Annotated in this window: 13 protein-coding genes; 12 read left to right on the plus strand and 1 reads right to left on the minus strand. The window is 39.4% G+C overall.

Annotated elements, in window-relative coordinates:
• Positions 1-38: 38 nt before the first annotated feature.
• On the minus strand, positions 39-1,511 hold the full coding sequence (locus tag HYV86_03145) for a DUF2779 domain-containing protein (GenBank protein ID MBI2572830.1): 1,473 nt from the start codon (positions 1,509-1,511) through the stop codon (positions 39-41).
• Positions 1,512-1,754: 243 nt separating this feature from the next.
• Between HYV86_03145 and dinD the strand changes: the two genes are divergently transcribed.
• The 12 genes from dinD (at position 1,755) to HYV86_03205 (ending at position 11,786) form a co-directional block, all read left to right on the plus strand.
• Positions 1,755-2,603, plus strand: a complete 849-nt coding sequence (dinD, locus tag HYV86_03150; GenBank protein MBI2572831.1) for a DNA damage-inducible protein D — start codon at positions 1,755-1,757, stop codon at positions 2,601-2,603.
• Between the two features lie 60 nt (positions 2,604-2,663).
• Positions 2,664-5,528 (plus strand): excinuclease ABC subunit UvrA, encoded by a 2,865-nt coding sequence (gene uvrA / locus HYV86_03155; GenBank protein ID MBI2572832.1) that lies wholly within the window; start codon positions 2,664-2,666, stop codon positions 5,526-5,528.
• Between the two features lie 50 nt (positions 5,529-5,578).
• On the plus strand, positions 5,579-6,133 hold the full coding sequence (locus HYV86_03160; GenBank protein ID MBI2572833.1) for a hypothetical protein: 555 nt from the start codon (positions 5,579-5,581) through the stop codon (positions 6,131-6,133).
• Between the two features lie 10 nt (positions 6,134-6,143).
• Positions 6,144-6,539 carry a hypothetical protein gene (locus HYV86_03165; protein ID MBI2572834.1) on the plus strand — a complete coding sequence of 132 codons (396 nt, stop codon included), beginning with the start codon at positions 6,144-6,146 and terminating at the stop codon, positions 6,537-6,539.
• A gap of 5 nt (positions 6,540-6,544) precedes the next feature.
• Positions 6,545-6,910 (plus strand): DUF1428 domain-containing protein, encoded by a 366-nt coding sequence (locus HYV86_03170; GenBank protein ID MBI2572835.1) that lies wholly within the window; start codon positions 6,545-6,547, stop codon positions 6,908-6,910.
• 12 nt (positions 6,911-6,922) lie between these two features.
• Complete coding sequence (locus HYV86_03175) at positions 6,923-7,270, plus strand: GFA family protein (GenBank protein ID MBI2572836.1); 348 nt, start codon at positions 6,923-6,925, stop codon at positions 7,268-7,270.
• Positions 7,271-7,281: 11 nt separating this feature from the next.
• The gene (locus HYV86_03180; GenBank protein MBI2572837.1) at positions 7,282-7,650 is read left to right on the plus strand and encodes a DUF1428 domain-containing protein; all 369 of its coding nucleotides are present in this window, start codon (positions 7,282-7,284) and stop codon (positions 7,648-7,650) included.
• Between the two features lie 68 nt (positions 7,651-7,718).
• A complete protein-coding gene (locus tag HYV86_03185; protein ID MBI2572838.1) occupies positions 7,719-9,083 on the plus strand; it encodes a radical SAM protein in 1,365 nt (454 codons plus the stop codon).
• A 35-nt stretch (positions 9,084-9,118) separates the two neighbouring features.
• Entirely contained in the window at positions 9,119-9,778 is a 660-nt protein-coding gene (locus HYV86_03190; protein ID MBI2572839.1) for a hypothetical protein, read from the plus strand.
• Positions 9,779-9,821: 43 nt separating this feature from the next.
• Positions 9,822-10,637, plus strand: coding sequence for an rRNA pseudouridine synthase (locus HYV86_03195; GenBank protein ID MBI2572840.1), 816 nt, complete (start codon positions 9,822-9,824; stop codon positions 10,635-10,637).
• 52 nt (positions 10,638-10,689) lie between these two features.
• Positions 10,690-11,145, plus strand: a complete 456-nt coding sequence (locus HYV86_03200; GenBank protein ID MBI2572841.1) for a hypothetical protein — start codon at positions 10,690-10,692, stop codon at positions 11,143-11,145.
• Between the two features lie 110 nt (positions 11,146-11,255).
• Positions 11,256-11,786 carry a CYTH domain-containing protein gene (locus HYV86_03205; protein ID MBI2572842.1) on the plus strand — a complete coding sequence of 177 codons (531 nt, stop codon included), beginning with the start codon at positions 11,256-11,258 and terminating at the stop codon, positions 11,784-11,786.
• The last annotated feature ends 40 nt before the right edge of the window (positions 11,787-11,826 follow it).

Below are 11,826 nucleotides of genomic sequence, written 5' to 3' on the forward strand. Positions count from 1 at the left end.
ACCTTATCCCCACCCGTACCTCGAATCCCTTTTCCCTCTTAATCCTTTCCCTTTTCTACCAACTTCTCCAACTTCTTCACGATCCAGACCATTCCTTCGGTATCCAATCCGCAATAGTCCAGCAAATCCTTTCGTACCTTCGCCTTCTCCTCAACACTCAATGAACCAAATGCCATCTCGCAATACGATACAGAGGCAAGTCCACCATTATTAATCTCCAGATTCTTGTAGCCTTTTCCAGTTAATGCAGGCAATACTTCTTTGATAGAGCAACTTCCTTTTTGCGTTGGATTATAATAATCAAAACTACGAAATGGCACGATTAAATCTACAATACGAACAACAATCTCTTCAACCCATGCAAAATACGCTGGAAATGCTGCGGCTAACTCTCGTAACCTGGCAATTTCAAACGATTGATTAAACACAATAATTGTTCCGGTAGGTAGAATAGCCTCCTTCAAAGCGGAGAGAAATTTCTCGCGTGGATCATCAGCTGAGTCATGCAAATAATACAAATGTTCAATCGCATTGCCATCATCAATATGCACACTGAATTGAAACGGAATCTGCTGATATGGTTTGGTTCCCTGATACAACGGAACCGCAGTTTGAAACGTCTCAAAGTCAAGATAATGCAGTGGATACACTAAACCCCCCAAAAATTTTCCCAATCCAGTAGAATTTACATAGGGAACACCAGACACAGCACATTTCTTCTGAATGAGTTGTTTGTCAGTAAGCTTGAATTCCGAAGGAATATCTTGAATCCGCACCACTTCCGCTTGAAACAGTTCAAGAGACTTCTTGCCACCATAATACAATTCAAAGACATGGCTCTCAGGTAGGAATTTCCAGCAGTCTTCTGACTTACAATCAAGACCATTGTGACAACCATTACCAATATGTACTTGGGGAGGAGAAGTTGAATTAATAATAGCCATCATTTCAAAAATAAGGTCAGGCAAACTAGCAACAAGCTCTTCAACTTGAGCTGTCACATCCGTCTGCTTCAAGAGCTGTGAAACATCAAGTTCCCCATCAAGAACATACTCCTTATTGATATGCAAAACCGAGCAATTACGAATTTTCAATCCGAATTGAGTATACACATACTTCTGAAATGATAAATCGTGTAGGTGATCCTCTTTAACTTCTGTTGAACCCTTTACTTCAACTATATCCCACTCATCAACACCAACGGGTATTAAAATATCGGCTCGAGCAAATATCTCATCAACGAGTATACCCGCTTCAAAAAGAACTTGGCGTGATGCTAAAGCCACCTTCGTTTTCTGTAAATTCAAAGAGAAGTCTTTTGGATCATCTGGCAAATCAATTCCGTTAGGATATAACTTCTTTGCCAATTTGCCAATTGCCTTTCCCTGATCAATAATATACTGCGTTGCGGCATCATTCTCAGGAATTTTATCCAAATCGTGAAACATCATCCATAAATAACGCGGACAGGATAAGCCAACAATGTATTTGGACTTTGTGAGTAATGGCATTCTAAGCTACGAAAGCATAATTCATTAAAAAACCATCTTAAGATTTGATTACTGGTGCAAGAACTTCAGAACTCCCACCACCAGTGCCAGAATTCAAAACTGCAACCATTAGTTGCAGAATTTCAATCAGCTTGAACTGTACACAATTTGTGTACGGTTGAAATATTAATCAAATTCAGCTTGCACTCCCCACACTGGTCACCTGCGAATTCTCTTTATAAACTCCAAAAGTAAGCCCAATCTATGAAAAAAGAACTAATCTTTTCACTAAGAACATCATTTGAAGAAGCATCGCAGACTGTTGACGGAATTGAGTACTGGTTTGCACGTGACCTGCAAAAACTTCTCGAATATGAACAATGGAGAAATTTTCTAAATGTTGTTGAAAAAGCAAAAATCGCTTGTGAAAATTCCGACCAAAAAATAACTGATCATTTTGCTGACGTCAGCAAATTGATACCGATGGGTAAAGGTGCATCAAGAGATATAGAAGATCTCATGCTCACTCGCTATGCTTGTTACCTAATCGCTCAAAATGGTGATCCGCGGAAAGATCAAATTGCATTCGCACAGAGTTACTTTGCTATTCAGACCAGAAAACAAGAACTCATTGAAGAAAGAATCGCCCTCATTGAACGTCTTAACGCAAGAAAGAAACTAGCTGCGTCAGAATCTGAACTCTCAAAACTTATCTTCGAAAGAGGCGTTGATGAACAAGGCTTTGCACGTATTCGTAGCAAAGGTGATCAAGCACTCTTTGGAGGTATAACTACGATTGATATGAAGAAAAAGCTAGGTGTTCCACACAACCGACCTGTCGCAGATTTTCTTCCTACGATTACCATTACGGCAAAGAACCTTGCCACTGAGATTACCAATTTTAATGTTCAAAAAGAAAATCTTCATGGTGAACCCCATATTACTCAAGAACATGTGAAAAATAACAAAGATGTGAGAGGCCTTCTTGGAAAAAGTGGCATTCAGCCTGAAAATCTTCCGCCAGAACAAGACATCAAAAAACTTCAACGTAAGACAAAGAGCGAAGAAAAATTGATTGCAGAAAACTCACGTAAGAAAGGGGCTCACTCCTAAACCTTTCTGCCCAAAAACCCTCAACAACCTTTATAAAACACCCACTCGAAACCATATACTATGCTAGATAAGATTATCGTTCGCGGAGCTCGAGAGCACAATCTCAAGAACATTACCCTAGAAATACCTCGAAACAAATTCACAGTTATCACTGGTCTTTCCGGCTCTGGCAAGTCCACATTAGCGTTTGATACGATCTACGCTGAAGGGCAACGACGATACGTCGAATCCTTGAGTGCCTACGCTCGTCAATTTCTCGGCCTGATGAACAAACCCGATGTGGATTCCATTGAAGGACTCTCGCCAGCAATTTCTATCGAACAAAAGACCACAAGTAAAAACCCACGTTCCACTGTTGGAACCGTTACTGAAATTTATGATTATCTCAGACTTCTATTCGCAAGAATCGGCATCATCCACTGTCCAAAATGTAATGCCGCATTACGACCTCTCTCTCCCGAAACGATCGTTAATCTGATCATGGCTGATTACAATAAACAGCTCTTCATTCTCGCACCAATCATTCGAGGTATTAAAGGCACGCACGAAAAAGTCTTTGAAGATTTAAGTAAAGACGGCTTCACTCGTGTTCGTGTCAATGGCACAATTTATCGCCTTGATGAAGTCAAAGAAAAAGTCAAACTGGAACGCTATGAAAAACATTGGATTGAAGCAGTGGTAGATCGTATCACCGTCAATGATGAAAACCGTCTACGATTAAGCCAAGCTGTTGAACAAGCATTACACAAAGCCAACGGCACACTAATCGTCCTTGATCCAGATCAAAAATTTGAAGATAATAAAAAGAAAGAACTTGAACGTGGTGCAGGAGAAACCATTTACTCCACCTTCGGTGCCTGTCCCACTCACACCGATATTATCTTTGAACAGCTTGAACCACGTATGTTTTCATTCAACTCACCATTTGGTGCCTGTCCCACCTGCTTAGGATTAGGTGAACACATGGAACTTGATCCTGATCTGGTAATCCCTGACAAAGAACTTAGTATCATGGATGGTGCCATTGCTATTTATGGAAAATTCGACTTAAAATGGCGTGCGCAACAGATAGGAATCGTTGCCAAAGCCTACAAATTTGATCTATTCACACCAATCAAAAAACTTACACCAAAACAACTCGAAGTTCTTCTGTATGGTACTGATGAATCTCTCAAAGGTCGTTGGAGTAACGGCGCTAAGATGAACATGGAAGAAGGATGGGAAGGCGTTATTCCCCAAACTATGCGCCTCTATAAATCCACTGAATCAAACCATCGCAAAGAACACATTGAACGACTCATGATCTCACGCCCTTGTCAAACCTGCCGTGGTAAACGTCTTAAAGAAAATATTCTCGCGGTTAAAGTACAAGGAGAATCAATTATTGATGTCACTGATCTAAGCATAGAGCATAGTCTTGCATTCTTTCAACAAATTCCTAAAACACTCACACCAAAAGAACAAGCGATCGCAAAACAAGTACTTAAAGAAGTTATTGATCGACTCACCTTCCTTAACAACGTAGGATTAGGGTATCTTACTCTTTCACGTAGTGCTAGAACTCTTTCTGGTGGTGAAGCGCAACGTATTCGACTCGCAACGCAAATTGGCGCCAATCTTATGGGAGTAGTCTACATTCTTGACGAACCATCAATTGGGTTACATCAACGTGACAATCATAAACTCATTACCACATTGCATCGTCTACGTGATATTGGCAACACCTTGATCGTTGTTGAGCATGATGAAGACACCATTCGTCAAGCAGACCATGTCATTGATATGGGTCCTGGTGCCGGCGTGCATGGTGGTTATATCACTGCGCAAGGCACACCACAACAAGTTGCATCAAATGACAACAGTCTTACGGGTCAGTATCTTATAGGTACTAAGAAAATTGAAACGCCAGAGAATCGTAAAACAGCAACCCATTATATTGAACTGACTGGTGCAAAAGAAAACAATCTCAAAGATGTCAGTGTCTTTATTCCTACAGAAGTATTATGCGGGATCACCGGTGTTTCTGGTTCTGGAAAATCAACACTCATCAATCAAACATTACGTCAAGCGCTCAAAAAGCATTTCGGCGAAGTGCACGACCATGTGGGAACCTATGGTAAACTCGTAGTTCCACCAACCGTGCAAGATATTATTGTCATTGATCAAGACCCAATTGGGAAAACACCACGTTCTAACCCCGCAACCTATACCAAACTCTTTGATGAAATTCGTCTCCTCTTCGCTGCAACCAAAGAATCACGAGCTCGCGGCTATAAAGAAGGTCGTTTCTCATTTAACGTGCGTGGTGGTCGTTGTGAAGCCTGTGAAGGAGATGGCGTCATCAAGATAGAAATGAATTTCCTGCCTGATGTGTACGTGCAATGTGAAGAATGTAAAGGCAAACGCTACAATCGCGACACATTAGGAGTTACCTACAAAGAAAAATCAATAGCTGAAGTACTTAACATGTCTGTTGAAGAAGCACTCACTTTTTTTGAAAACATCTCTGGCATGAAACGTAAATTGCAAACTCTCTATGATGTAGGATTAGGGTATATTAAATTAGGTCAAAGTTCAACAACACTTTCTGGAGGGGAATCCCAACGGATTAAACTTACCAAAGAGTTGGCTAAAGTCAAGAAAGGCAAAACACTATACATCTTAGATGAACCAACGACCGGTCTTCATTTTGAAGACGTGCGTAAACTTATTATCGTTCTTAATCGTCTTGTTGAGAAGGGAAATTCCGTGATTGTCATCGAACACAACCTCGACGTCATCAAATGCTGTGATTATCTCATTGATCTTGGTCCAGAAGGCGGCGATAAAGGCGGCGTGATTATTGCCCAAGGCACACCGGAAGAAGTAGCCAAAGTGAAAGAGTCATATACAGGACAGTTTTTGAAAGGAATGCTGAAGAAGTAATTAAAGTAGCTAAGCAGTAATTTAATAAATAATTTCAACCTCTCACACCTATGTCTAAGCGAAATCTCACTGCGATAATGAAACTCTACCGTTTCAGTCCAATCAAAAACAAAGAAGACCTTCTTCAAGCCGTAAACCACGTTCATACTGCAAGCCATAAACTCTGCAAACAATCATTTGGAAAATATCTTGCGAATGCAGGAAACATGGGAATATTTTGTCATTACGATGAAGAATACAACTTATTAACAAAATTTCGAAAGGAACTAACGGAAGAATCGAACAATGTCAATCAGAAATATTATCGCTTACATACGCCAATTATTATCCCTACCCAAGGAGACATTCCCCAAACAACCTATACTCACCTCTATATCCGCAAACCAGATCCCTATCGAGCGCAGGTAGGCGATATTGATTTTTATCTCGAACCCGCAACATATAGCAAACTAAAAGAGTCAATTACAAAAGGCAAACCAATCCACGGAGCACGTGTCTTTGATCGCACTGACCTAGACATGATTGAATTATATGATCCAGACGTGGATGTTCTGGCTTACGTCAGCACAAAGATGATGACAGAAATCGTAAGAGTCAAACAATAGGAGGTCTATCATGAAACATACAATGAAAAGTATTGGAGCAATCGCTGTCGGGTTTATCACCGTCTTTGTGTTAAGTGTTCTTACTGATTTGATTTTAGAAACAGCAGGTGTCTTTCCACCGATAAGTGAAGCAGGACTCTTTACAACTTGGATGCTAGTACTCGCATTAATTTATCGAACCATCTACACCATTGCAGGAGGTTACATTACTGCAAGAGTAGCACCTACTCAACCCATGCGCCATGCAATAATCTTAGGTAGTATTGGAACCGTGTTTGCTATTCTAGGAACAATTATTGGGTGGGACTTATCTGCTCATTGGTATCCAATTATGCTCGTGATTTTAGCAATACCAAGTGTGTGGCTTGGAGCTAAATTACATGAGATAAAAAACAAAAAGAGATGATTAACATGGCATACGTTGATGGATTTGTAATACCTATAAAGAAAAGCAAGCTAGCTGCCTACAAAAAAATGGCTGCGGCTGGCGGCAAGCTCTGGATGAAATATGGGGCATTACGCTATATAGAATGCGTCGGCGACGACTTGAAAACCGCTGCAAAGATGAATTGCGTACCATTTTATACTCTAGCTAAGACTAAAGCAGATGAGACCGTCATTTTCTCATTTATTGTCTATAAGTCCAAAGCACATCGTAATAGTGTTAATGCTAAAGTCATGAAAGATCCATCTATGTCCCCAGAGAAGTGGAACCCCATGCCATTTGACATGAAACGGATGAGTGTCGGTGGATTTACAACATTGGTTGATTTGTAAAGAGGTATTATCATGAAATATACTGGTGGCTGTCATTGTGGAAAAGTTCGTTTTGAAGCAGAGATGGAATTAAAACAAGCTATGGCATGCAATTGTTCAATTTGTAATAAGCGAGGAAGCTTGTTGGTCTTCATTCCAGAAGAGAAATTCAAACTCGTGAAAGGAAAAGATGATCTCAAAGATTATCAATTCAACAAGAAAATAATTCATCATTACTTTTGCACAACCTGTGGCATTTTGTCATTTGGTGCCGGCGTTGGTCCAGACCAAAAACCCATGCGTGCAATTAATATACGCTGTCTTGATGATATAGATATTGACACCATCCCGATCATTAAATTTGATGGAAAAAGTCTATAAGGAGGATAAAAATGAAAGGATATATTGATTTATTTGTATTGCCAGTTCCCAAAAAGAACTTGAAAAAATATTGCGCAATCTCCACACGTTTTGGCAAAATGATGAGAGAATATGGCGCATTAGAATATCGTGAGTTTATTGGTGATGACCTCAAACCAAAAGGTGTTGTTCCATTTCCTATGGTTATTGCTCTTAGATCTGGAGAGGTATTAGTGTCAGCAGTAGTGGGATACAAAACAAAAGCACACCGTGATCAAATTAATAAGAAAGTGCAAAGCGACCCAAGAACCAAAAAAATGGTAGAAGACATGATGCAAAATCCTGTTGCTGACCACAAACGCATGTGTTATGGTGGATTCGCAACAATTGTGAATCCTTAAATAGTATTCTTTTTTTTATTCTGATTTCTCTCAAAAGTTTCTTAAAACAGTACTAAAAACTACTGCCTATGACCCTCTTGCTGATTCACCCGCCGTTTTGCACTCCTGCCGGTCCACCGTATGCGTTAGCCTATTTGTATTCCTTCCTTACTCACAATTCCTCTAAACCAATCAAAATCCTCGATTTGAATCTTATCTGGCATCAGAAACGCTTTCCACAATTCTATCAATATAGCAAAACTTTTCCAAATCATTTTCAAGACTATGACCAACAAAGCCACACATTTCTCAAAGACAGTGCGCCAATATATTCAGAGAATCATAAACGTATCCGCGCGCAGCAAGATCCCGATCTGCTCAACGAAATGGTAGAAGAAATTCTTCAACACAAACCCACCACTGTCGCATTCAGTGTTACATATTCAAGCCAAGCGTTTTACACCTTACCTCTTCTCCAAAAACTCAAAGAACATAATATCAAAACGATTGTAGGCGGTGGCGCCCTCACCAAACATCTCAAAGAGGCAGCAACACTCTTTTTGCAAAATGAAGTAGAACTTCTCAACTACCTTGAACAACATGAAATCGATCACAACGAATTAAAGCCAGCGTTCCCCTTAGACTTTACCGCTTTTCCACTAAATGACTATTTCACCCCACAACCGGTTTTCCCTCTTAAAACCACCGTTGGCTGTTATTATATGCAGTGCGCTTTCTGCAGTCATCATCAAAACAAAAAGTATACTGAATTCTCGTTGGAAGACATTGAAGCAACGATCAAACTCAACAAGATGAAATATGTCTTCTTTATTGATGAGATGATTCACAAGAAACGCTTACTCGATTTAGCAGCCATTTGTAAGAAGTACGATGTACAATGGATCTGCCAACTACGGCCAATGAAAGATCTTGACAAAGCAACATTGCAAACGTTGCATGATGGCGGCTTACGTATCGTAGTGTGGGGCATGGAATCAGCCAGCCAGCGCATCCTTGATCTTATGAAAAAAGGCACAAACGTATCCGAAGCACTCGAAGTCATCAAAAATGCTCATGAAGTAGGAATCTGTAACGGTCTCTATATTATGTTTGGCTTTCCCACGGAGACAAAAGAGGAATTTATACAAACAGTAGAATTTCTCAAAAAAAATACCCTATCTTACGATCTCATCCTTACTTCTATCTTTGGTCTGCAAAAAGGCACTCCTGCTTTCACCAAACCAGAAGAAGTAGGGATCAAAGAAATTATTGAACACGAACGAACTATTCTCGAACCCAAGATTAATTACACTCTCACCAGCGGTATTTCCCAAGAAGAAGCCAACCATCTGCGTAAAGCCTACAAGAAAAGTATTGATGGACAGAATAAGCTACCTAAAGCTATGAACTTCTTTCGAGAGCACATGTTGGTGTATGTGTCCCAAAAAAAATAGAGAATTCTTATAAAAAAGCAGAGAAAAAACAATTTATGGATCTTATTACCCTTCCCCATCTTCTTCCGCAGTTAGAATCAGTACTACGTGGCTACCAAACATATCATGAAAATAAGATTCAATTCGGCCAAGTTTCGCCTTTTACTCCAACTCCAGAGAAACCAAACACAGCACGAACAACCATTCAAGTACGATATAATGGAACCCAACATGCAGAATTAGTGGCAATTATCTTTGCACCAGGCGACGGAACAGGAGATACCGGTCTCTACCAAGAAAGATCAATTGAAGTTCCTGAACAATATCAACATGAGGATAAACCGCAAAGAGTTTTTCCTCGTTCTAAAAATGGTGTTATTGAAGGCTACTTTCCTCTCTTTGCGATTCGTGATGATGGATTAACGATCCCTTATGCGGGATCCCTTGAAGAGTTAACAGCGAGAAATGGAACAATAGTGAAAGCATGGGATGTTGGTCAAAAACCAGAAGTATTTACAAGAAATGTGAACGGCAGTCATAGTTCTTCACCAAATGTATCATATACTTGTGGTTTTGCTCAAGATGGGACCTATTTTGGAGATCCACACGCCATGTACAACGCCACAACTATCCATCAAGTTGCAGGATTTCTCACTATTAAAAAAGCAGATAGTCCCCTCTTGGAAATAGTCAACAAATGGAAAATATCTAGTTAAAATCCCCAAAGATACATAAAGAACAACCTATTTTCTTACCCCCATGGATGAACTTGAACGCGTGCAGAAAATCATTGCCAACTCCGGCTACTGTGCGCGCCGTAAAGCTGAAGAGCTTATCGAACAAGGACGCGTGCAAGTCAATGACAAACCAATTAAGTTAGGCGATAAAGCAAAATCATTTGATCGCATCACAATTGATGGAAAACCGATCCATTCTGAACGTAAAGTCTATATCATGCTTAACAAACCATTTGGGTATGTAACCACAACAGAAGACCCTCATGAAGAACGCATTATTACAAAACTTATTGACATCCCTCAACGCATTTATCCGGTAGGACGACTCGATAAATTTACGGGAGGACTAATCATTCTGACTAACGATGGCGACTTTGCCAATCGTATTATGCATCCACGCTATGAAATCGAGAAAACCTATTATGTCAAAACAGAAAGATCAATCTCTAACGAAGAGATTATGATGTTACGCAAAGGCATCATGATCGAAGATCGTATGACATCAGAAGCAAAAGTTAAACGACTCTCTCTTACAGAAATCGAACTCACCATCCATGAAGGGCGTAACAGAATCGTACGTAAAATGATGGAATCATTTGAACACATGGTCAAAGTGCTTATCCGAATTCAAATTGGTCGATTAAAACTAGGTCATCTCAAGCCTGGGCAGTATTACCAAATGACTGATGAAGAAAAAGAGCTAGTTTTTGCAGGAAAACAAGAAGATCGTTCTACTCCTCAACGTCGCTTATCAAGCCGAAAAGAACAACCTCGCCAACGAAGCTCAACATCAAGATCACCTAGAACCACAATCGCAAGAAGACGATTTAAATCATAAAAACACATTAATTTTATAATTACCTTCTAAAAATCAAAAAAGTAATACGAATATGATCCATTATATCATCGGAATTTATAGAGAAGAGCAAAAAGAAGAACGAACAAACTATTGTAAAATTACTTCAATAGATGGTATTGCCATCACCAATAAGAATTACGTTTTAAGAGGTAGATTACCAGATATTGAAGAATTAACATTAATGGTGAGAAAAGAGAGAAAACAAGAAGGAGAAACAAGAAATCCTCCGTACGTTTATACTGCAAACGATATTGAAGAACTAGTCACAAAACTCAGAGAAAGGAGAAGAAGATTAAGTTTTAATCTCAGTGAAGGTGGCGTTTATTCTGCATCTTGGGAGACGACGAACATTGTAGCTAATACCACTTTTAGTCATAAAGGTACGTTAATGTCACTATGTTCCGCAAGACGTCTAGAACCATATCAACATATTTTAGATCAAATAAAAACAACAATGGGAGAATTAGGCAATATTCCTTTTGTGTAATGAGAGAGAGAGAGAGAGCTACGTTTACTATTAATTTTATTTTTCTTTCTTGGCATATAGCAGTATTTCTCAAAAACAAGATTTAAAAGATAAAAGCATTTTATTCATCTATGCCTTCCTACACCGAATCTGAAATTAAAATTCTTGATGTCAATCCTAAAAAGCTCCATCTACTCCTTTCTAAACTAGGTGCTACCAAAGTTTTTGACGACACACGAACATTCTACTCCTTTGACTATCCTGATCACCGCTTGAGAAGAAATCAACAAGAAATACGTCTCACTGATGAGGGAACAATTAAACTAAGTTTTGAACAAAATCCAAAGAATGGCAAGAAAGAATCTGTTAAAATCAAAGTAAGTCGTAAAGAAGAAGCACTTGAATTACTCAAAAGACTCGGGCTTAAACAAGTTGCTAAAATTATTTCTCACCGTACATCGTATGAATACAACGGCGTGGACTTTGATATTGACACTTTCCCCAGCATTCCACCATTTTTAGAGATAGATACAGGAGATACGAAGGTCTCGGTGAAGAAGATTTTAGCTTTACTTGATTTAGAAAACGCTAAGCCTCTTGTGATTAGCACACCAGCCATCTTTGAATTGTATGGGAAAGAATATTATAATACAAAATGTTAATGTTCTTTCACAATTCCTTTCTCAAACCAGTCAGCAAAAG

The organism is Candidatus Woesearchaeota archaeon, from assembly GCA_016188115.1.
GTDB lineage: Archaea > Nanobdellota > Nanobdellia > Woesearchaeales > GW2011-AR9 > JACPIK01.